Genomic DNA, 21,781 nt, shown 5'->3' with positions numbered 1-21,781 from the left:
TTTGTGCAACAAATAATCAATTCAGAAAGGGACTACAGAAGGCGAGGAAGGGGACTACAAGTGAGTGAGCGGACACTCACTCTGGATCGATGGGCTGTAGCGTGCTACAAAGTTGTTGCGCTGCCAGGATGATGCGCGGGGCTGCGCGGCTAAACCAGTCGGCATTGAGGTTGACCACCGGGACATTCAGCGCGGGCTGCCAAAATTCGCTAATAGTTTGTTTTTGCTGTTTATCGCCGGTTATCACGATTGCGTGAGGCTGACGCACTAAAACCTGCTCTCTGCTCACTTGCGGCCAAGGCGCACGGCTATCTTCAAAAATATTTTTCCCACCACATAGCGAAACCACTTCACTTTGCAGCGTAGCTTTTGAAACGCTAAACAGCGGCTGGGTGCCAAACTGAATAAATACCGGCAGGGGCTTGGTTCGCGCATATTGCTGCTTTAACCGATCGCGCTGTTGGCGAAGCTGAGCCGCGGCGTTCTGCGCCAGCGTTGGATTTTCGCTGTAATCGGATAACTGTTCGAGAGTTTGCGCTATCTGTTCGATGCTTTCTGGGTCGAGATACAGTACGCGAATCCCCAATGAGGAGAGCTGATCGAGAGGGCGCTGCGGATTGCCGCCTCGCCAGGCTAAAACCAAGTCCGGCTTGAGGGCTAAAATTCGTTCGACATTGACACCTTGCCAGCTGGCGACCTGTTCAATGCTTTTGGCCTGCGGCGGGAAGTCGGAGTAAGCGCTCACGCCGACCAGCTTGTCACCCAGACCTGCGGCGTAAGCCAGTTCAGTCAGGTTAGGTGCCAGGCTGATGACGCGCTGGGCAGGCTGTGCAATGGCCACCGTCGGCAGCCATAAGCACAAGATTATGCACAGAAACCTTGGGATCACGCGCGGTCGCTGTTGGCCAGAGAGGTCAGCATCGCGTCGATCATCAGGCTTGATTGCTCAGCCGCAACAACTAAGAACTCTTCGAAGCTCAGGTGTGATTCAGCATCCGCCACGTCGGAGATCGCGCGAACCACCACGAACGGCGTACCGAACATATGGCAGACGTGGCCGATAGCGGCGGCTTCCATTTCGACCGCGGCAACGGACGGGAAGGTTTCACGAATACGAGCCAGTGGCGCTGCACCGTTAATAAAGGCATCGCCGCTGCACACTAAGCCGCGCACTGCGTTGAGGTCTAACTGGCGAATGCAGGTTTCAGCCAGTTCAATCAGCTCTGAGTCCGCGACGAAAGCCGCCGGGCAGCCCGCCATCTGGCCTGGCTCATAGCCAAAAGCCGTCACGTCAGCATCGTGATAACGCACTTCTTCGGAAACCACGATATCGCCCACTTTCAGCGTTTTCGCCAACCCGCCCGCAGAACCGGTGTTGATCACCACGTCCGGCTTGCAGTGTTCCAGCAGCAGCGTGGTGCCCATGGCGGCGGCAACTTTACCGATTCCTGATTTCAACAATGCCACTTCGACGCCATTTAGCTGGCCGGTGTAGATTTCACAACCCGCGCGCTCGATGGTTTTACGATTAGTGATTTTGTCGCGCAGCAGGGTGACTTCTTGTTCCATTGCGCCAATGATGCCAACTTTCATAGTAATACTCGCAGATGAGGTGGAAGGGGGCCGCTATACCCTGCAACTTGAATGATTTTGGGTACATATGTGCGGAATTGAAGCTTTTATAACAAGCACATTAAGCGATAGTCTATCATGGCTAGTGGCAAGATAATGCGTTTGGGAAGCTGGTAGGATGTCAGGTTGACACGTGAGTGGCTGAAAAGGGTAGCAAATATGTCCGGGATAGATTTTAAGAGTAAATTCAATTTCCAGCGTCCTTTCAGTCCGCCGGTTGCTGAGGCGCGTGATGAATATGACGTAGTTCGCCACTTTGAAAGCGATCGCGGCAGAATCATTAACTCGGCCGCCATCCGGCGATTGCAGCAAAAAACGCAGGTTTTCCCGCTGGAGAAAAACGCCGCGGTGCGCAGCCGTTTGACTCACTCGCTGGAAGTGCAGCAAGTGGGGCGGCACATTGCCAAAGAGATCCTCCATCGTCTACGCCGTCAGGGCAAACTCGACAAGCTTGGTCTCACGGAATTCACCGATCCCTTCGAAAGCGTGGTTGAGATGTCCTGCCTGATGCACGACATCGGCAACCCGCCTTTTGGCCATTTTGGCGAGTCCGCCATTAATAACTGGTTCGCCAAACGTATGGATACTGCCAGCTGCGGCACGGTCCCGCAGAGCAGCGACAACTGTACTTTTGACTTCTTACGGTTGCAGGAAGGCGAGGAGCAGGAGAACCTGCTGCGCAGCAATATTCGCCACGATCTGTGCAACTTCGACGGCAACGCGCAGGCCATTCGGCTGGTGTTTACCCTGCTGAAGCTCAACCTGACGTTTTCCCAAACTGCCTGCATTTTGAAGTACACCCGTCCCGCCTACTGGGCCGCGCCGATCCCGGAAGGGCAGGCTTATCTGATGAAAAAGCCGGGCTTCTATTTGGCCGAAGAGCCTTTCATTCAGCGGCTGCGCGGTGAATTAAACATGGGCGAATTCAGCCGATTCCCGTTGACCTATATCATGGAGGCCGCCGACGATATCTCTTACTGCATCGCCGACTTAGAAGATGCCGTCGAGAAGAACATTTTCACCGTCGAGCAGCTGTTTGAGCATCTGGAGCGCGAGTGGGGCGAGTGCGAAGAGAATGACTGGTTTGAGAAAGTGGTGCGCACCGCCTATCAGAAAATGGACCGGGCTAAGACTTTTCGTAACCCGGTAGATTATTTCTTTATGGAACTGCGCGTCCAGACCGTGAAGCAGTTGGTTCCTCACGCCGCCATTCGTTTCATTGATAATCTTCCTGCCATATTTGCCGGTAATTTTAATCAGGCATTATTAGAAGATGTAAGCCAAGCTAATAGATTGTTAAAAACATATAAAAGTGTGGCATTTAAACAGGTGTTTAATCATCACGAAGTCGAAGAGTTGGAATTACAGGGCTATCGGGTAATAAGTGGATTGCTGGATATTTACAGCCCGATTCTGGATATGCCTTTGGATGAATTCCGCCAGTTGGTTCGCGATGACACCCATCGCAAGTACCCCATTGAAACCCGACTGTTCCACAAATTGTCCGCCAAGCACCGTCTGGCCTATAATGAGGCGATTACCAAGCTGGAGTCGCAGTCTGAAAGTCAGAAAATTATTAGCGAATTTTATTATCGTGCGCGCATGATTCAGGACTATATCAGCGGAATGACAGATCTTTACGCTTACGATGAATATCGACGGTTGATGGCCGCTGAATAATATATTTAGCCGTATTTGCGGGGTGGTTAAGGTAAAGAAATCTCTATTTTTATAATGGACTGGTTAAAAAATAGGCTTTTGTAAATAACCACAATATTTTTTTACCATTGTCATTTCGACCTTAATGAACTTCCCGCTTTTAATTAAATCTCAGTATCACGACTACCGAGCAAGGTGATGCTTTCGTGTCACCATAAATAATTTTAAAAGCATATTTAAAGAGAATTCGACTGATGAAAAAAACTACTCTATTCCTGAGCGCTTTGGCGTTAAGTGTTGGACTGGCTGTGGCCCCTGTTTCATCGGCATTTGCCGCAGAAACGGCGTCTTCCAGTACCACTCAAGTTCCAAGTCTGGCACCTATGCTGGAAAAGGTGATGCCTTCCGTTGTTAGCGTAAACGTTGAGGGTAGCGCACCAACTAAAACGCCACGCATGGGCCAGCAATTCCAGCAATTCTTTGGTCAAAACTCGCCGCTGTGTCAGGACGGCTCGCCGTTCCAAGGCTCTCCGGTCTGTCAGGGCGGCCAAGGGGATGACGACTCTCAGCCAGCGCCTGAAGCGCAGAAACAAGAGTTCCGCGCACTGGGGTCAGGTGTGATCATCGACGCCGATAAAGGCTATGTGGTCACCAACAACCACGTGGTGGATAACGCCACCAAAATCAGCGTTCAGCTCAACGATGGCCGTAAATTTGAGGCGAAAGTGATCGGTAAAGATCCGCGCTCAGATATCGCAGTGATTCAGCTGATTGATGCCAAAAACCTGACCGCGATTAAAATTGCTGACTCCGAGCAGCTGCGCGTGGGTGACTACACCGTCGCCATCGGTAACCCATATGGTCTGGGCGAAACCGCGACTTCGGGCATCGTTTCCGCACTGGGCCGTAGCGGTTTGAACATCGAAAACTACGAAAACTTTATCCAGACCGACGCCGCCATTAACCGTGGTAACTCAGGCGGCGCTCTGGTGAACCTTAACGGTGAACTGATTGGTCTGAACACCGCGATCCTTGCGCCAGACGGCGGCAACATCGGTATCGGTTTTGCTATCCCAAGTAACATGGTGAAAAACCTGACCAAGCAGATGATCGAATTCGGTCAAGTGAAGCGCGGCGAGTTGGGCATCATGGGGACCGAGCTGAACTCTGAACTGGCGAAAGCCATGAAGGTCGACGCCCAGCGCGGTGCCTTTATCAGCCAAGTTATGCCGAAGTCTGCCGCTGAAAAAGCCGGTATCAAGGCGGGTGACGTGATCCTGAGCATGAACGGCAAACCAATCAGCAGCTTCGCCTCCTTCCGCGCTGATATTGGCACCCTGCCAATCGGCACCAAAGTGACGCTGGGCCTGCTGCGCGACGGCAAGCCGGTCAATGTTGAAGTGACTATTGAACAGAGCACGCAAACGGCCAAAGTTGACTCCGGTAATATCTTCACCGGTATTGAAGGGGCTGAGCTGAGCAATGGTCAGGTTGGCGATCAGAAAGGCGTGAAAGTCGATGCCGTGAAGCCGGGCAGTAAAGCAGCACGCATCGGCCTGAAAAAGGATGACGTGATTCTGGGCGTTAACCAGCAGAAAGTCGGCAATTTGGGCGAGCTGCGTAAAATCCTCGACAGCAAACCTTCCGTGCTGGCGCTGGATATTCAACGCGGTGACACTTCAATCTACCTGTTAGCGCAATAATCACGCGCTGATAAATCAGTCTATAAAGGCACGCTTCGGCGTGCCTTTTTTATTGGCGGCGGTGCAACGATGAAAGTTGGCGGAGTTCTGCGCGACGTCTCGCATTTCGCCGACATGAACCTGCCCATCGCCCGACGAATGAGTATGCTGGCAGCCAAGGGAAAACACGCAGGAGAGCGCAGGGAGATGGCGGCATATTTATTCGATCAACCTTTGGCGCAGCAAATCGTTGATCGCACAATGAAAATCATTGATAGCAACGTCAACGTGATGGACAGCCGGGGAAGGATTATCGGCAGCGGCGACGCCGAGCGCCTTGGCGAACTGCATGAAGGCGCGCTGCTGGCGATTTCCCAGCAACGCATAGTGGACATTGATAACGAAGTGACGCGCCATCTGCACGGCGTTCGTCCCGGCGTTAACCTGCCGCTGCGGGTTGACGGACAGATTGTCGGCGCCATTGGGCTGAGTGGTGACCCGATGCGTCTGCGGCAATATGGCGAGCTGGTCTGTATGACGGCGGAAATGATGCTCGAGCAGGCGCGCTTGCTCAATATGCTGGCGCACGACAGCCGCATTCGCGAAGAGCTGGTGCTGAATTTGATTCGTGCCGAGCAGCCCCCTGAGGCGTTAGCGAAGTGGGCGCAGCGGTTGGGCATCGACTTGCACCAGCCGCGCGTTGCCGTGGTGGTGGCGGTAGACGGCGGGCAGCTTGGCGTCGAGCACGCTATGGCAGAGCTGCAACAGTTACAGGTTTTGCTCTCAACCCCGGAGCAGGACAATCTGATTGCCAGAGTTTCTCTAACCGAAATTGTGGTACTCAAACCCGCACTCGGTGCGGCCAAACGCTGGGACCCACAGGCTCAGCGCCAGCGGATAGACGCCCTGCTGTTACACATGCAGCAAAACAGTGACCTGCGAATTCGCGTGGCGCTCGGCAACTATTTCACCGGGCCGGGCAGTATCGCGCGGTCCTACCTCACGGCCAAAACCACCCTGGCGGTGGGGAAACGGCGCGCGCCGGAGCAGCGCAGCTACTGCTATCAGGACCTGATGCTGCCAGTGCTGCTAGACGGTTTGCGCGAAGGCTGGCAGGCTGACGAACTGGCTCTGCCGATGGCCCGCCTGAATGCCGAAGATAGCAGTGGCCTGCTGCGCCGCACGTTAAACCTCTGGTTTGCTCATAACGTTCAGCCCGTCGCCACGGCTAAAGCTCTGTTTATTCATCGCAATACTCTCGAAAATCGTCTAAACCGCATCTCTGGCCTGACCGGGCTGAACTTGTCGAATTTTGATGACCGCCTGCTGCTGTATATCGCCCTGCAACTCGATAACACGGCCTAAACCTGCATAACGGGATAGGTCTCACAGAGCATTGTGCAAATGCCAGACGAAAGAGGCGAACTTCGCCGTCGGCTTTGGGCTTCTGCCCACTGCCGGCGGGAAGGCCGTTTTTTATAATGGCTATCTTCTTGATACTCAACGAGGCTCGCAGCATGAAAATTGGATTTATTGGTTTAGGGATAATGGGCAAGCCCATGAGTAGAAATCTGCTCAAGGCGGGTTATCAACTGGTGGTGTTGGACCACAATCATGAGACGACGCAGCAGCTGGTGAAAGCCGGAGCCACCAGCGCCGCCACGCCAAAAGCCGTGGCCGAGCAGAGCGACATTGTTATCACCATGCTGCCGAACTCTCCACAGGTAAAAGAGGTGGTGCTGGGTGAGAATGGCATCATCGAAGGGGCGCGTGCCGGGCTGGTGGTTATCGATATGAGCTCTATCGCGCCGCTCGCCAGTCGGGAAATCAGTCAGGCGCTGGCGGAAAAGCAGGTCGCGATGCTTGATGCGCCGGTGTCCGGCGGTGAGCCAAAGGCCGTAGACGGCACGCTGTCGGTGATGGTTGGCGGCGATAAAGCCGTGTTCGAAAAATGCTATGAACTGATGAAAGCCATGGCTGCCTCGGTGGTGCATACCGGTGACATAGGCGCAGGTAATGTCACTAAGTTGGCGAATCAGGTGATCGTGGCGTTGAATATCGCCGCCATGTCCGAAGCGCTGGTGTTAGCCACCAAGGCGGGCGTCGAGCCGGAGCTCGTTTTTCAGGCCATTCGCGGCGGGTTGGCGGGAAGCACGGTGTTAGAAGCTAAAGCGCCAATGGTGATGGACAGAAACTTCAAGCCTGGGTTTCGTATTGATTTGCATATCAAAGACTTGGCTAACGCGCTGGACACTTCACACAGCATTGGTGCGCAGTTGCCACTCACAGCTCAGGTGATGGAAATGCTGCAAGCTTTGAAAGCCGATGGGTTGGGGCAGTCTGACCACAGCGCAATTGCACGCTATTATGAAAGCTTAGCGAAGATAGAAGTGACCCGGTAGTTAACCGAGAAAGCGGCGCTAAACTGGCGCCGTTTTCTTGTGTGACTAGATACATTCATCAACAGGACGCTTTTCTCGAGCGGCGCGTGTCGTGCATGAAGATAGTTATCGCACCTGATTCATTTAAAGAAAGCTTATCGGCGCTAGAGGTAGCGAAAGCCATTGAAAGCGGTTTTCGGGAAATTTTCCCCGACGCCCACTACGTCAAATTGCCGGTTGCCGACGGCGGCGAAGGCACGGTGGAAGCCATGGTGGCCGCGACTCATGGCAAAGTGGTGAAAGTCAAAGTGACCGGCCCATTGGGAGAGCCGATTGAGGCATTCTTTGGCCTGTCTGGCGATAGTAACGTCGCCTTTATCGAAATGGCGGCGGCCAGTGGCTTAGAAAGCGTGCCGCAGGCGAAACGCAACCCGCTGAAAACCACCTCTTTCGGTACCGGCGAGCTGATTCGCCATGCTCTGGACCATGGTGTCAAACATTGCATCATCGGCATTGGCGGCAGTGCCACCAACGACGGCGGCGCGGGCATGGTGCAGGCGCTGGGAGGGAAGCTGTTGGATACGCAAGGCCAGCAGATTGGTCAGGGCGGCGGCGCGCTGGAGCAGCTTAGCAGTATTGATATCAGCGAACTGGACCCCAGAATCAAAGATTGCCGATTCGAAGTGGCCTGTGACGTGACCAATCCGCTGACGGGAAAAAATGGCGCATCGGCGATTTTCGGCCCGCAAAAAGGGGCGACGCCAGAAATGGTCAAGCAGCTTGATGGCTATCTTGCTCACTTCGCCAAGCTGATTAAGGGCAGCCTTAATATTGATGTGGACAGCCTACCGGGGGCGGGTGCCGCCGGAGGTATGGGGGCCGGGCTGCACGCCTTTTGCGGGGCGCAGTTACGTCAGGGGATTGAGATTGTGACCGAAGCGCTGGGGCTAGAGGCGTTAGTGAAAGACGCCACGCTGGTGATCACCGGCGAAGGGCGCATTGATAGCCAAAGTATCAATGGCAAGGTGCCAATCGGCGTCGCGCGGGTGGCGAAACGCTATAACAAGCCGGTCATTGGTATCGGCGGCAGCCTGACCAAAGATGTAGATGTGGTTTTCGACCATGGCTTGGATGCGGTGTTTAGCGTGCTTTCTTCTATCTGTACCTTGGAAGACGCGCTGGCGAATGCCGCCGAAAACCTACACAACACGGCGCGCAATATCGCCGCCACCATCAAGCTGGCGCAGACGCTGCCTGAATGAGTGCCCGCCAGCCAGCCCCTGAATTGGCACCTGATAACTCGGCGTGCCGATTTTTGGGCTTTACCCCAGACCTGCGCGTGCGCTAGGTTTGCACTATTGATTCGCAGATAACGCCAAACGAGAGCCATCATGTCCGAGCCTGACTTCTCCCAGCCGTATGATTTTTCATAACTCTATGATTTATCTTCGCTTTATGACTTCTCCTCCCAGCCGGTGAATACCCAAACCAAAGGCTTAGGCACCTTGCCGGATGAACCGCAGATGGCGGACATCGGCCAGCAGGGTTGGAATATTCTGCGAGAAGAGGTCAGCCTGCCGGTGGCGGTGCTGTTGGATGAGCGCATAGAGCATAATTTGGCGTGGATGAGCGAGTTCATTAGCCGCTACCACCTCAAGCTGGCGCCGCATGGCAAAACCACCATGAGCCCCGAGCTTTTCCAGTTACAGCTTGATAGCGGCGCGTGGGGTATTACGCTGGCGACGGCGCCGCAGGTCAATGCGGCGTTTCAGCACGGCGTGCGCAGGGTCATCATGGCTAATCAGCTGGTCGGCAAAGCCAATATGGCCGTGATCGCCGGGCTGTTGGCACAGGACAGCGAGTTTGATTTCACCTGTATCGTTGACTCAGCGGCCAACGTCGACGCCCTCGGCGAGTATTTTACTTCTCGCCAGCAGACGCTGCGGGTGCTGTTGGAATATGGTCTGGCCGGCGGGCGCACCGGCGTGCGCAACGCCGAGCAGGAGCTGGAGGTGTTAGAGGCTATCCAGCGCTGGCCGCGGGCTATTTCGCTGGTGGGGGTAGAAATTTACGAAGGGGTGATTAATGAAGAAGCGCCCATTCGCGCTTTCCTGCAACACGTGATGCAACGCACCGAGGCTCTGGCGCAGAACGGTGCCTTTGCCGAGCCGACGGTGATTCTCACCGGCGCAGGCTCCGCGTGGTTTGACGTGGTGGCCGAAGAGTTTAGGCGTGATAGCCAGTATCTGGACAGCCAGCAGCGTTTCACGCTTGACGTTATCTTGCGTTCAGGCTGCTACCTGACCCATGACGCCGGTATTTATCAGCAGGCTAATCAGCGAATTCAGGCCCAAAATCCGGTGGCGCGCCAGATGAACAGCAGCCTGCAACCTGCGCTACAGGTGTGGGCTTACGTACAGTCACTGCCTGAGCCGGGCAGGGCGATCATCGGTCTGGGCCGTCGCGACGCCGGGCCGGATGCGGGTTTCCCGGTCGCTGCCGGGCATTTTCGCCCGCAAAGCAGCCATTCGGCAGGCTACACTACGGTTGTGCCGGTAAATAAGTCATGGGAAATCATCAAGATGATGGACCAACACGCCTTTATGACCGTGCCCGCAGGGGCCGATATTCAGGTCGGCGACATGCTGATTTTCGACATTTCCCACCCTTGCCTGACCTTCGACAGATGGCGTCAGCTGCTGCGAGTGAATGAACAGTGGGACGTGACCGGCGCGGTAACTACCTGGTTCTAACAAGTTTGAAACCTAAAAGCCCGACGCTGGCAGACAGTCGTCGGGCTTTTTTGTTTCTTCAGTTTGCTACAGCAGTAGTATCAGCGGGCGGTTAATTGCCCTGCGGCGGTTTGCGCTTTCTCCGCTTCTAACTGCGCGGCCTGATGCTCTTCTTTATACTTCAACTTGTCCCAGGCGCGGAAGAACGGATAGTAAATCACCAGCGAAATCCCCAAATTCACCACCTGAATCACTGTGCCAGAAATATGCCCGCCGGTGGCCAGATAGCCACTGATGAAGATTGGTGTCGTGAACGGTAGCGCAATCCCTACCGGCGGCGTCACCAGCCCGGTAGCCATTGCGGTATAGGTGACAATCACCAGAATCACCGGGGTCAGAATAAACGGAATGGCGAAGTACGGGTTCATCACCAGCGGAATACCAAACACCATTGGCTCGCTAATATTAAACAGGCAGCCCGGCGCGGCAATTTTCCCCAGCTGTTTCATCTGCGCGCTGCGGGCGCGCAGCAGCATGAAGATAACTAGCCCCAGCAAGGCTCCGGTGCCCCCCGGCGCTATCCATAAGTCGTAAAACTGCTGAGTAATAATGTGCGGGATCGGCTGGCCGTTCTGGAAGGCCGTCAGGTTTTCGGACATGTTAGACAGCCACACCGGCTGAATAAACACCAGCACGATGGCGTCGCCGTGCAGCCCCACCATCCACAGCAAACCTATCAATATCACCGAGAAAATCATCCCCGGCAGCGTACCGCCAATGTGGTGCATCGGGATGCCGATAAGGGTGGCAATCATATTGTTGATATTGCCGAACGGCGTGGCTTCAACCCCCAAACGCAGGGCCAGCACCACCGCCATGACGGCAAAGCCCGGGATCAGCGCCAAAAAGGATTTCGCCACCGCCGGTGGCACGCCCGCAGGCATGTTGATCACCAGATTGCGGTCGTGGACGAAACGATAGATTTCAGTCGAAAGAATCGCGATGACGATGGCCACAAACAGCCCCTGACTGCCGATGAAATTCATTGGCAACACGCCTTTAACGATCTGTTCAGTCGCGCCATTCAGTGGCTGGAAAAGGGTGTTTTGCGGAATGGTCAGAATGAACGCCACCAGCGAGACGGCGCCGGTGGTCAGCGGGTCCAGCGTTTTGTATTTCTCCGCCAGTCGGTAGGCGATGCCGAAGCTGGAGATAATCGCCATGATGTCGTAGGTCGCTTTCACCGGGTAAAGCAGCTTTTCGCGCCAAGCCGCGCCGAACACCTCGCCCATCATGTTGGCGTAGCTTGGAATTGGCAGGTAGGCGAAAATCAGGAAGAAGGAGCCAATCAGCATGAATGGCATGTTCAAAATGATGCCGTCGCGCACCGACAGGACGTGCTTTTGCGAGGCTATCTTCAAAGCAAAAGGCAAAACATAACGTTCGAGCAGGACATTCGGTTTAGACACTACACACCCCCGAGCGGATTATTTCCGCATTATTATTTGTTAATGGCTATTTTTGTCAGTGCTTGGCTAATTAAAACGATGTATTGCGTGAGGTCAGGCTAGCAATGGCTGGCCTGAAATGTGTTTACCTTAGTTGTAGGTGCTGGCGGTAAACGGCGGTAAAGCTCAATCATATCAATGGCTAAATCCTGAATGACCATCGCATTCATCAGGTGGTCCTGCGCGTGGACAGTGATTAGATTGACCGGGATTTTGCCGCAGCCTTCATCCAGACCGATAAGCTCAGTTTGCATGCCGTGGGCTAAAGATACGGCCTGACGCGAGTCGCCCATGGCCTGCTCTGCGGCAGGGAAGTCACCACGGCGGGCGTGTTGTAACGCCATCATGGCATGGCTACGGGCGCTTCCTGCGTGAACCAACAACTCCATGATTGTGTTTTCCAGATCCATGCGTTTTTCCTCTACTTAAATCAGAGACAGTCATCGGTGGGATTGTCTGGTTTCAGGTCTCGTCGTCAGGAAGACAGACTACGATTGGCGCCTCATAAATAAAAAGAGAGCGCTCTCATTTTTGAATCAAAAAAATCAGCTCGCGCAAAAATACCGACTTCAGCCCAGAAATAGAGTGAGGGAAAACTGCGCAACTGATGAATAGAGTTAAACCAAAGTGATCGGGAGTTGTAAATACCTCCCGACCATAGGATTTTTATATGAGGAAAAAATAACGCTTAATTTCAGCGGGTTAGTGTGGACGCGAACAGAAACTATTTTCCGTAAGTGAGATCTCAAGCAAATGTTGATGTCGCATAATTTACCGTTTCAGGTGCAGTTGCGCTTCGCGGGTCACATTTTCAATTTCGTCCAGCAGCTCGAACCATTCCGGCTCCAGGTCGCTCGCTGGGATGTTTTTACGCAGTTGCTGTTCAAGGTAAAAACAGAGCTGTTTCAAACGCGGCACGCCGCTGTAACTACAGCTGCCGTGCAGCTTATGGATCAGCGACAGAATGTCTTCGTCCGGCTCACCCTGCGCCACGGCGTTCACCCGCTCAGTGACCTGCGGGAGAAAATCGACCAGCATTTGCAGCAGATCGCGCGCCAAATCCTCTTTGTTAGCAGACTGGCGCAGGGCCAGTTGCCAATCCAGCGTGCTCATCGGCATGCTGCCGCTCTGCTGATTCAGCGGGGATTCCTGCGGCGTCTGGTGGGAGTAATGGCGCGCCAGCACGCGTTTTAGCATGCTCTCATCAATAGGTTTCGCCAGATAATCGTCCATGCCCACTTTGAGCAGCTGTTCACGCTCGCCACTCAGCGAGTGGGCGGTGACGGCGACAATAGGCGTTTTTGCGTGGTGCGGCATCTGGTGAATGATTTCACTGGCGCGAATACCATCGATGTTTGGCATCTGAATATCCATCAGGATGATATCCAAATCGTTATTACGTGCCATGTCGATGGCTTCTTCGCCGCTATGGCAGAGCAGGGTGGTTTCCACCAATTCTTCCAGCAGAGTCCCAATCAGCTTGAGGTTCGCCGGGTTGTCATCCACCGCCATGGCCGTCAGGGGCAGGCGGTCAGAACGCGCGCCGTCCACGTTCAGGAGTGGCGGGGAATAAGGCGTTGCAAGCAGCAGCGGCAGCAGGCGAATACTGGAGATAGGCTTGATTAAACAGGCTCGTACCCCACGATTTTTAAGGGACTCAGCATCAACCTGGAATTCGCTCGGCAGTGCCAACATCAGCCTGTCAGTCATCTTTAACACTTTCTGCAGGCGCTCGTCGTAGTCAGAAAGTTGGTGGTCGAGTTTCACCGGAATGCTGCACAGCATCAGGTCGTAATAAGGGTCAGGCAGTGCTTGAATGGTCGTGCGATGCACCACGTCGAGCGGCGTGGATTGCAAGATTTCCAGCGTGGCTTTCGCCGCCGCTGGGTTGGCTTCCACATAGGCCAGGCGCTTACCTTCCAGACAGGACATGGAAAGCGGCGTGATGTGTCGGTTGTCATTCAACTCAAGGGTGATGTGGAACCAGAAGGTCGATCCGCGATTAATTTGGCTGTAGAAGCTGATGTCGCCGCCCATCTCCTTGACCAGCCGCTGAGTGATAACCAGCCCCAGCCCGGTGCCGCCGTGGCGACGGGAAATACTGGCATCGGCCTGACGGAATGCCTGGAAGAGCTGCGATTGTTGGCGCTCAGATATTCCGATCCCTGTGTCATGAATTTGTACTTCCAGCTCCACTTGCAAATTGTTCTGCGAGCGAACTTCCACATTGATATCAATGTTGCCATTTTCGGTGAACTTGATGGCATTACCGAGTAAATTAGTGACAACTTGCTGCAAGCGCATCGGGTCGCCAAGGACACTTTCCGGCACGTTATTGTGCACATTGAGCGTCAGCTCTAGCCCTTTTTCATGGGCAGTGTGTGCCAGCAATACCACCACTTCATCCAGCATTTCACGCAGGGAGAACGGGATATGCTCCAACACCAGTTTGCCGGCTTCCAGTTTCGAGAAGTCGAGCACGTCGTTAATAATTGTCAGCAGGTTATTGGCAGAACGTTCAATGGTTTGCAGGTAATCGGCCTGCGTCGGCGACAGCGGCGTTTTCAGGGTCTGGCGAGTGAAGCCAATCACCCCGTTGAGCGGGGTACGCAGCTCGTGGGACATATTGGCGAGGAACTCGGACTTAATACGGGCAGCTTCCTGCGCACGCTTTTTCGCCAGATCCAGTTCCACGTTTTGGATCTCCATCTGCTCCAGCGTCTCTCGCAGATCCGAGGTGGCCTGATCGATGTTCTGTTGCACCTCTTCATGGTAGGCAGTCAACGACATGGCCATCGAGTTAATGCCGTTTTTCAGCATGCTCAGCTCACCCAGCATGTTGCCTTCGACGCGGCTATCGAGCTGGCCGCGACGAATACGGTCAACGGTATTGACCATGTTGCGAATTGGGCCAGTCACGTCGCGCATCAGGCGGTAAGCGAACAGCGTGGCGATACCCAGACAGAGCAGCAGCAACATGGTGGAGACAAAGGCCTCCTGATACTGCTGTAGGCGAACAGAGCTGAGATCCAGATCAATAGCGATGTAGCCGAGAGTGCGCGCAGGCGAGGTGTGGAAGGCGTCGTCATCCGCCGCCGTGTGGTTTTCCGCCAAAATCGGCGTGCGCAAAATCAGTGAGTCTCCCATGCGTTTTTGGGTGAGTTCGCGCGGAATATCGCTAACTGAAGCCACCTGCAACTTGTTGCCTTCGCGCAACGAGTTTGAGGTAGCAAAGAGTTTGTTTTGCCCGTCGAACACGCTGATGGCGCGAACAATCTCTGAATGGTTGCGATGCAGTCGGCTGATTAAACGCGTTACCGGCTCTCGCTCACGGAAGGTCATGCCATATTCGCTGGCGACGGCCAAAGGCTCAATAATGCTGGAACCGGAGTCCGTTAATTGCTTCTGCAACTCGTTATAACGATGCACCACAAAGAAGGTGCTGAGCAGCAGACCAATCATCAAAGTCGGTGCCAGAATTAAAATCATCATCCGTGCGCGAAGGCTATATTTGGTCATGAGGTTCCAATGTGGGAGAATCAGCAGCTGAAAGACCTTAATTGACTCAGCGTGCAATCAACAATAATGGCCCAATTCTACTCTCCGAATCGTCGCGTGACGACCCGGCAAACAATAACTGTGACTGCCACCGACCTTGATGCATTTGGTCAGGGTGTGGCGCGCCACAATGGTAAGGCGATATTTATCAGCGGCTTGCTGCCCGGCGAACAGGCCGAGGTGACGCTCACCGAGGATAAACGCCAGTATGCCAAAGGGCGTGTAAAACGCCTGCTGATCACCAGCGAACAGCGCGTGAAACCGGCCTGCCCACATTTCACTACCTGCGGCGGCTGTCAGCAGCAACATGCCAGTGAAGTATTACAGCAACAGAGCAAATCTGCGGCCTTATTACGCCTTATTTCACGCGAAACTGGGGTAGAAGCGCAACCTCAGCCGGTGATCGCTGGCCCGCAATATGGCTATCGTCGCCGCGCGCGACTGGGTTTACAGATTGCCGGAAGTGGGAAAGGCGGCGGGAAAGGCAAAAATAAAATGGCGTCTTCCTCATCTTCTTCTACGCTGGTGATGGGTTTTCGTCAGGAAGGCTCGAATGATCTGGTGGGGATAAATCGCTGTCCGGTGCTACGCCCTGAGCTGGAACGTCTGTTGGTGCCTTTGCAACACTGTCTTTCTCACCTCTCAGCGGCCCAACGTTTGGGGCATGTTGAACTGGTGCTGGCCGAAAATGGTCCATTAATCGTGTTGCGCCATCTCGATCCGCTGAAAGAGCAAGACCGCGCCAGCCTGTTGGCCTTCGGCGCAGAACACGGCGTGGCGGTATGGCTGGCGGCAGAAAGCGACAGTTTAGCGCTGCTGTGCGGCGAGCCGCCGTTCTATCAAATTGATGGCCTGACGCTGAAATTCAGCCCGCGTGATTTCATTCAGGTGAATGATGACGTCAACCAGCAAATGGTGGCACAGGCGATTGAATGGCTAGATCTCAATTCCGACGATCGCCTATTGGATTTATTCTGCGGCGTGGGTAATTTCACCCTGCCTTTAGCCAAGCGTGTAAAGCACGTCACTGGCGTAGAAGGTGTTGCCACGTTGGTGGCGAATGGGCAAGATAATGCCATTCGAAATAATTTGAACAATGCTGAATTCTTCCATGAAAATTTGGAAGAGGATGTCAGCCAGCAACCTTGGGCGGCACAGGGCTTTAATAAAGTGCTGCTGGACCCTGCAAGGGCCGGTGCTGCTGGCGTTATGACACATATTATTAAGCTGAACCCGCAGCGCGTGGTGTATGTCTCATGCAACCCCACGACTTTGGCGCGGGACAGCAAAATTTTGTTGGAGGCGGGTTATCGCTTAGCTCAGGTTCGCATGCTGGATATGTTCCCGCACACTGGGCATCTTGAGTCGATGGCTCTGTTTATCAACCCGTCTGTCGCCTGAATGGCAGCAGAAATGTAGGGAGAGGGTATGGTTGCGGTAAGAAGTGCACATTTGAACACGGCAGGCGAGTTTGCGCTCGACGACTGGATAACCAGTTTAGGCCTTTCTAGCCAGCAGTCATGTGAGCGTTTAGCCGAAACCTGGCGCTACTGCGAACAACAGACACAAGGCCATCCGGATGCCTCGCTGCTTTTATGGCGCGGGCTGGAGATGGTCGAGATCCTCTCTACCCTGAGCATGGACAACGACAGTATGCGCGCCGCGCTGCTGTTCCCCCTGGTTGATGTTGGCATTATCGATGAAGACACGCTGACCCAGCAGTTTGGCAAAAGCATCACCGATCTGGTGCATGGCGTGCGCGATATGGACGCCATCCGCCAGCTAAAAGCCACGCAAAACGACTCCATGGCCTCCGAGCAGGTGGATAACGTTCGCCGCATGCTGCTGGCGATGGTGGAAGATTTCCGCTGCGTGGTGCTCAAGCTTGCCGAACGTATCGCTCACCTGCGCGAAGTGAAAGACGCGCCGGAAGAAGAGCGCGTGTTGGCGGCGAAAGAGTGTACCAACATCTATGCCCCGCTGGCTAACCGTCTGGGCATCGGCCAGTTAAAATGGGAGCTGGAGGATTTCTGCTTCCGTTACCTGCATCCTGACGAATACAAAAGAATCGCCAAACTGCTGCACGAGCGTCGCATCGATCGTGAGCAGTATATTGACGATTTTGTCTCCACCGTGCGCGGTGCGATGGCCGAAGAGGGCATCAAAGTTGATGTCTATGGTCGTCCGAAACACATCTACAGCATCTGGCGTAAGATGCAGAAAAAAGCGCTGTCATTTGACGAGCTGTTTGACGTCCGCGCGGTGCGTATCGTGGTCGAGCGCCTGCAAGATTGCTACGCGGCGCTGGGTATTGTTCACACCCATTTCCGCCATCTGCCTGACGAGTTTGATGACTACGTCGCTAACCCGAAACCTAACGGCTATCAGTCCATTCATACCGTGGTTCTCGGGCCGCGAGGCAAAACCCTTGAAGTGCAAATCCGTACCCGCCAGATGCACGAAGATGCCGAACTGGGCGTGGCCGCGCACTGGAAATACAAAGAGGGTACTGCCGTGGCCGGTGGCCGCAGCGGTGGCTACGAAGGCCGCATTGCATGGCTGCGTAAACTGATTGCGTGGCAGGAAGAGATGGCCGATTCGGGCGAAATGCTCGATGAAGTGCGCAGTCAGGTGTTCGACGATCGCGTCTACGTGTTTACCCCGAAAGGCGACGTCATTGACTTGCCGATGGGCTCCACGCCGCTCGACTTCGCCTACCACATCCACAGCGATGTCGGTCACCGCTGTATCGGGGCTAAGATTGGCGGGCGCATCGTACCGTTCACTTATCAGCTGCAAATGGGCGATCAGATTGAGATCATCACCCAGAAGCACCCGAACCCAAGCCGCGATTGGCTGAATCCGAACCTCGGCTATGTCACCACCAGCCGTGGGCGGTCGAAGATCCACAACTGGTTCCGCAAGCAGGATCGCGACAAGAACATTATTGCCGGCAAACAGATCCTCGATGACGAGCTCGATAGACTGGATATCAGCATCAAAGATGCCGAGAAACTGCTGCTGCCGCGCTACAACGTCAACTCGCTGGATGAAGTGCTGGCGGCCATCGGTAACGGCGATATTCGCCTGAACCAGATGGTTAACTTCCTGCAATCTCAGTTGAAAAAGCCGAGTGCGGAAGAGTTAGACAAAGAGGCGCTGCGCCAGTTGACTCAGAAAACCTCTGCGCCGCCGCCGCGCAGTACAGGCAAGGACAATGGTCGCGTGGTGGTGGAAGGCGTGGGTAATCTGATGCACCACATCGCGCGTTGCTGCCAGCCGATTCCAGGCGATGAGATTGTGGGTTATATCACCCAGGGGCGTGGGATCTCTATTCACCGCGCTGACTGTGACCAGTTGGAAGACCTGCGCCAGAATGCGCCGGAGCGCGTGGTTGACGCCGTGTGGGGCGAAAGCTACTCCAGCGGTTACTCGCTGGTGGTCCGCGTGGTCGCCAATGACCGCAGCGGCCTGCTGCGCGACATCACCACCATTCTTGCCAACGAGAAGGTTAACGTGCTCGGCGTTGCCAGCCGTAGCGACACCAAGCAGCAGCTGGCGACTATCGATATGGACATCGAAATCTACAACCCGCAGGTGCTGGGGCGCGTGATTGCCAAGCTCAACCAACTGCCGGATGTGATTGACGCCAAGCGCCTTCACGGTAACTAATTGCTTTGATTTTACAGGCCCGCTTGTCGGGCCTTTATTTTTTACGGTTGGCGCTCAGACGCCCGCCGCTCAATAAGAAACGGACAGTCCGCCATGACAGAATCAGCCCTGCAACGCTTGCTCACCATCATGAAAACCCTGCGCGACCCGATTGCCGGATGCCCGTGGGACAAGGAGCAGACCTTTGAAACTATCGCGCCTTACACTTTAGAAGAGGCTTACGAAGTGCTCGACGCTATCGCTCGTAAGGACTACGACGACGTGCGCGACGAGCTGGGTGACTTACTCTTTCAGGTGGTGTTTTATGCCCAAATGGGCAGCGAGCAGGGGCTGTTTGCCTTCGACGATATCTGCAATGCCATCTCCGATAAGCTTGAGCGCCGCCATCCTCACGTTTTCGCCAATGCCGGCAGCCCGCAAAAGGAGAAGAGCAGTCAGGATGTGTTAGCGAAATGGGAAGCGCGCAAGTCGCTGGAAAGAGCAGAGAAGTCGCTGCATTCCGCGCTGGATGATATTCCACAGGCTTTGCCAGCCCTGATGCGCGCGCATAAAATCCAGAAGCGCTGCGCCAATGTCGGCTTCGACTGGACCACCCTCGGCCCGGTGCTGGATAAAGTCTATGAAGAGATAGACGAAGTGATGCACGAAGCGCAACAGGTGGTTATCGATGAAGAGAAGCTGGGCGAAGAGATTGGCGACCTGCTGTTTGCGACCGTCAATCTGTCGCGCCATCTGGGACATAAAGCGGAAGATGCACTACAGGCCGCTAACCGTAAGTTTGAGCGCCGCTTCCGTCAGGTTGAACAGATTATTCGTGAGCAAGGCTTAACCATGGAGGGCGCAACCTTGGATCAAATGGAAGAGGCGTGGCAGCAAGTGAAGCAAGGCGAGGCGCACTGACGTCCGCTCGGACTTTGATCGGCGACAATATCTGTCAGTGCTGAAACGGTTAAGCTCAAACTTAGTCAACCAAGTATTGCTTGGCCTGAGAGAGCAAAGTCCAACAAATTGAAATCTAAGAGATTTTATTGGGCTACGGCAGCAAGTTAGCGAATCATAATGGTTAACTTGTTGTTTTTAAAAGAATCAGAGACAGGGGCTTGAAGAGTTAACTCTTCTGAACTGAGGCGAAGAAAACGATGATAAACAGCAAAACCTTTATTTGTGGCGCGCACAAGGTTCCGGTATACTGTTTTCCCGTCTTGGTTATTCCATCGTCTTTAAACCTAACCTCTCAGGTTCAGCATGACAACTAATTATATTTTTGTGACCGGCGGGGTCGTATCCTCTCTGGGTAAAGGCATTGCCGCAGCCTCTCTGGCGGCTATTCTCGAAGCCCGTGGCCTCAACGTGACTATCATGAAACTGGACCCGTATATCAACGTGGATCCTGGCACCATGAGCCCAACTCAGCACGGCGAAGTGTTCGTCACCGAAGACGGCGCTGAAACGGATCTCGATTTAGGTCACTACGAGCGCTTCATCCGCACCAAAATGACTCGTCGCAACAACTTCACTACGGGCCGCATCTACTCTGACGTACTGCGCAAAGAACGCCGTGGCGACTATTTGGGCGCGACTATTCAAGTTATCCCACACATCACCAACAACATTAAAGAACGTATCATCGAAGGTGGCGAAGGCCATGATGTGGTTCTGGTTGAAATTGGCGGTACCGTTGGCGATATCGAATCTCTGCCATTCCTGGAAGCTATTCGCCAGATGGCGGTAGAAGTCGGCCGTGAGCACACGCTGTACATGCACCTGACTCTGGTTCCGTACATGGCAGCCGCCGGCGAAGTGAAAACCAAACCAACCCAGCACTCTGTTAAAGAACTGCTGTCGATTGGTATTCAGCCAGACGTGCTGATCTGCCGTTCAGACCGTGCCGTACCGGCCAACGAACGCGCGAAAATCGCCTTGTTCTGTAACGTGCCAGAAAAAGCGGTTATTTCACTTAAAGACGTTGATTCCATTTATAAAATCCCAGCCCTATTGAAATCTCAGGGTCTGGACGACTATATTTGTAAACGATTCAGCTTGACCCCGCCTGAAGCCAACCTGTCCGAATGGGAGCAGGTAGTGTATGAAGAAGCGAACCCAGGTGGCGAAGTGACCATCGGGATGGTGGGTAAATACGTTGAGCTGCCAGATGCTTATAAGTCTGTTATCGAAGCGCTCAAGCACGGCGGGCTGAAAAATCGTCTGACCGTCAACATCAAACTTATCGACTCACAAGATGTCGAAACGCGTGGTGTAGAAATTCTGAAAGGGTTGGACGCTATCCTGATCCCTGGTGGCTTCGGTTACCGTGGTGTGGAAGGGAAAGTGATGACCGCCCAATATGCGCGCGAAAACAACATCCCTTACCTGGGTATTTGTTTAGGTATGCAGGTCGCGTTGATGGAGTTTGCCCGCCACGTTGTTGGCATGGAAAACGCCAACTCAACCGAATTTGTGCCAGACTGTAAGTTCCCGGTTGTGGCATTGATTACCGAATGGCGTGATGAGAACGGCAATGTAGAAGTCCGTTCTGAAGAGAGTGATTTAGGCGGCACCATGCGTGTCGGTGGGCAACAATGCCACCTGACTGACGGTAGCCTGGTTCGCGAGATGTACGGCGAGCCGACGATTGTAGAACGTCATCGTCACCGTTACGAAGTAAACAACATGCTGCTCAAACAGATCGAAGCCGCGGGTTTACGCGTTGCAGGACGCTCTGGCGACAAGCAACTGGTGGAAATTATCGAGCTGCCAAACCACCCATGGTTTGTGGCTTGCCAGTTCCACCCGGAATTTACGTCAACGCCGCGTGATGGTCATCCGTTGTTTGCAGGCTTTGTTAAAGCTGCCGGTGAGTATCAGAAGCGTCAGGTAAAATAAATATAGGAGAAACAGCGTGCCATTTGGCACGTTGTTTGTCTGAAGCTTTAGTTAACTTGTACTGAGGAAATCCT

The 21,781-nt window shown here is 54.1% G+C and carries 15 protein-coding genes; 10 read left to right on the top strand and 5 right to left on the bottom strand.

What is annotated here, in order from left to right; translation table 11 throughout:
* Positions 1 to 76 precede the first annotated feature (76 nt).
* Both btuF and mtnN read right to left on the bottom strand, forming a co-directional pair.
* Positions 77 to 889 carry a vitamin B12 ABC transporter substrate-binding protein BtuF gene (gene btuF / locus ACT3RT_RS10200; protein WP_496202937.1) on the bottom strand — a complete coding sequence of 271 codons (813 nt, stop codon included), beginning with the start codon at positions 887 to 889 and terminating at the stop codon, positions 77 to 79.
* A complete protein-coding gene (gene mtnN / locus ACT3RT_RS10195; RefSeq protein WP_485903119.1) occupies positions 886 to 1,593 on the bottom strand; it encodes a 5'-methylthioadenosine/S-adenosylhomocysteine nucleosidase in 708 nt (235 codons plus the stop codon). The genes btuF and mtnN overlap by 4 nt, the downstream gene beginning before the upstream one ends.
* Before the next feature lie 198 nt (positions 1,594 to 1,791).
* On the opposite strand from mtnN, the gene dgt reads away from it, so the two are divergent.
* From dgt to ACT3RT_RS10165, 6 genes are all read left to right on the top strand, one after another.
* Entirely contained in the window at positions 1,792 to 3,312 is a 1,521-nt protein-coding gene (dgt, locus tag ACT3RT_RS10190) for a dGTPase (RefSeq protein WP_496202936.1), read from the top strand.
* Positions 3,313 to 3,545: 233 nt separating this feature from the next.
* On the top strand, positions 3,546 to 4,994 hold the full coding sequence (degP, locus tag ACT3RT_RS10185) for a serine endoprotease DegP (protein ID WP_353501043.1): 1,449 nt from the start codon (positions 3,546 to 3,548) through the stop codon (positions 4,992 to 4,994).
* A gap of 186 nt (positions 4,995 to 5,180) precedes the next feature.
* A complete protein-coding gene (locus tag ACT3RT_RS10180; RefSeq protein WP_496203049.1) occupies positions 5,181 to 6,338 on the top strand; it encodes a CdaR family transcriptional regulator in 1,158 nt (385 codons plus the stop codon).
* 116 nt (positions 6,339 to 6,454) lie between these two features.
* Positions 6,455 to 7,375: a 2-hydroxy-3-oxopropionate reductase gene (gene garR, locus ACT3RT_RS10175; protein ID WP_496202935.1), complete on the top strand. Its 921-nt coding sequence runs from the start codon at positions 6,455 to 6,457 to the stop codon at positions 7,373 to 7,375.
* Positions 7,376 to 7,470: 95 nt separating this feature from the next.
* Complete coding sequence (locus ACT3RT_RS10170) at positions 7,471 to 8,616, top strand: glycerate kinase (protein ID WP_496202934.1); 1,146 nt, start codon at positions 7,471 to 7,473, stop codon at positions 8,614 to 8,616.
* A gap of 213 nt (positions 8,617 to 8,829) precedes the next feature.
* Positions 8,830 to 10,107, top strand: a complete 1,278-nt coding sequence (locus tag ACT3RT_RS10165) for an amino acid deaminase (RefSeq protein ID WP_496202933.1) — start codon at positions 8,830 to 8,832, stop codon at positions 10,105 to 10,107.
* Between the two features lie 80 nt (positions 10,108 to 10,187).
* Here the strand turns inward: ACT3RT_RS10165 and celB are convergent, their stop codons facing one another.
* The 3 genes from celB to barA form a co-directional block, all read right to left on the bottom strand.
* Complete coding sequence (gene celB / locus ACT3RT_RS10160) at positions 10,188 to 11,537, bottom strand: PTS cellobiose transporter subunit IIC (RefSeq protein ID WP_496203048.1); 1,350 nt, start codon at positions 11,535 to 11,537, stop codon at positions 10,188 to 10,190.
* Positions 11,538 to 11,653: 116 nt separating this feature from the next.
* Positions 11,654 to 12,004: a PTS lactose/cellobiose transporter subunit IIA gene (locus tag ACT3RT_RS10155; protein WP_496202932.1), complete on the bottom strand. Its 351-nt coding sequence runs from the start codon at positions 12,002 to 12,004 to the stop codon at positions 11,654 to 11,656.
* A 361-nt stretch (positions 12,005 to 12,365) separates the two neighbouring features.
* The gene (gene barA / locus ACT3RT_RS10150) at positions 12,366 to 15,113 is read right to left on the bottom strand and encodes a two-component sensor histidine kinase BarA (RefSeq protein WP_485903124.1); all 2,748 of its coding nucleotides are present in this window, start codon (positions 15,111 to 15,113) and stop codon (positions 12,366 to 12,368) included.
* Between the two features lie 66 nt (positions 15,114 to 15,179).
* Here barA and rlmD point away from each other — a divergent pair, with 66 nt between their 5' ends.
* From rlmD to pyrG, 4 genes are all read left to right on the top strand, one after another.
* Positions 15,180 to 16,553, top strand: coding sequence for a 23S rRNA (uracil(1939)-C(5))-methyltransferase RlmD (gene rlmD, locus ACT3RT_RS10145; RefSeq protein ID WP_496202931.1), 1,374 nt, complete (start codon positions 15,180 to 15,182; stop codon positions 16,551 to 16,553).
* Between the two features lie 27 nt (positions 16,554 to 16,580).
* Positions 16,581 to 18,824: a GTP diphosphokinase gene (gene relA, locus ACT3RT_RS10140; protein ID WP_353501051.1), complete on the top strand. Its 2,244-nt coding sequence runs from the start codon at positions 16,581 to 16,583 to the stop codon at positions 18,822 to 18,824.
* Between the two features lie 93 nt (positions 18,825 to 18,917).
* Complete coding sequence (gene mazG, locus ACT3RT_RS10135; protein ID WP_496202930.1) at positions 18,918 to 19,724, top strand: nucleoside triphosphate pyrophosphohydrolase; 807 nt, start codon at positions 18,918 to 18,920, stop codon at positions 19,722 to 19,724.
* A gap of 345 nt (positions 19,725 to 20,069) precedes the next feature.
* Positions 20,070 to 21,707 (top strand): glutamine hydrolyzing CTP synthase, encoded by a 1,638-nt coding sequence (gene pyrG / locus ACT3RT_RS10130; protein WP_034787426.1) that lies wholly within the window; start codon positions 20,070 to 20,072, stop codon positions 21,705 to 21,707.
* The last annotated feature ends 74 nt before the right edge of the window (positions 21,708 to 21,781 follow it).

Origin of the sequence: Ewingella sp. AOP9-I1-14 (assembly GCF_052375995.1) — a bacterium.
Lineage (GTDB): Bacteria > Pseudomonadota > Gammaproteobacteria > Enterobacterales > Enterobacteriaceae > Ewingella > Ewingella allii.
This window is presented reverse-complemented; position numbering and strand designations above follow the sequence as displayed.

Excerpts from the sequence above, each read along its gene's own strand:
- degP (WP_353501043.1), top strand. The coding sequence starts at position 3,546 with ATGAAAAAAACTACTCTATTCCTGAGCGCTTTGGCGTTAAGTGTTGGA.
- ACT3RT_RS10170 (WP_496202934.1), top strand. The coding sequence starts at position 7,471 with ATGAAGATAGTTATCGCACCTGATTCATTTAAAGAAAGCTTATCGGCG.
- mtnN (WP_485903119.1), bottom strand. The coding sequence starts at position 1,593 with ATGAAAGTTGGCATCATTGGCGCAATGGAACAAGAAGTCACCCTGCTG.
- rlmD (WP_496202931.1), top strand. The coding sequence starts at position 15,180 with ATGGCCCAATTCTACTCTCCGAATCGTCGCGTGACGACCCGGCAAACA.
- mazG (WP_496202930.1), top strand. The coding sequence starts at position 18,918 with ATGACAGAATCAGCCCTGCAACGCTTGCTCACCATCATGAAAACCCTG.
- barA (WP_485903124.1), bottom strand. The coding sequence starts at position 15,113 with ATGACCAAATATAGCCTTCGCGCACGGATGATGATTTTAATTCTGGCA.
- dgt (WP_496202936.1), top strand. The coding sequence starts at position 1,792 with ATGTCCGGGATAGATTTTAAGAGTAAATTCAATTTCCAGCGTCCTTTC.
- relA (WP_353501051.1), top strand. The coding sequence starts at position 16,581 with ATGGTTGCGGTAAGAAGTGCACATTTGAACACGGCAGGCGAGTTTGCG.
- garR (WP_496202935.1), top strand. The coding sequence starts at position 6,455 with ATGGCTATCTTCTTGATACTCAACGAGGCTCGCAGCATGAAAATTGGA.
- ACT3RT_RS10155 (WP_496202932.1), bottom strand. The coding sequence starts at position 12,004 with ATGGATCTGGAAAACACAATCATGGAGTTGTTGGTTCACGCAGGAAGC.
- pyrG (WP_034787426.1), top strand. The coding sequence starts at position 20,070 with ATGACAACTAATTATATTTTTGTGACCGGCGGGGTCGTATCCTCTCTG.
- ACT3RT_RS10180 (WP_496203049.1), top strand. The coding sequence starts at position 5,181 with ATGGCGGCATATTTATTCGATCAACCTTTGGCGCAGCAAATCGTTGAT.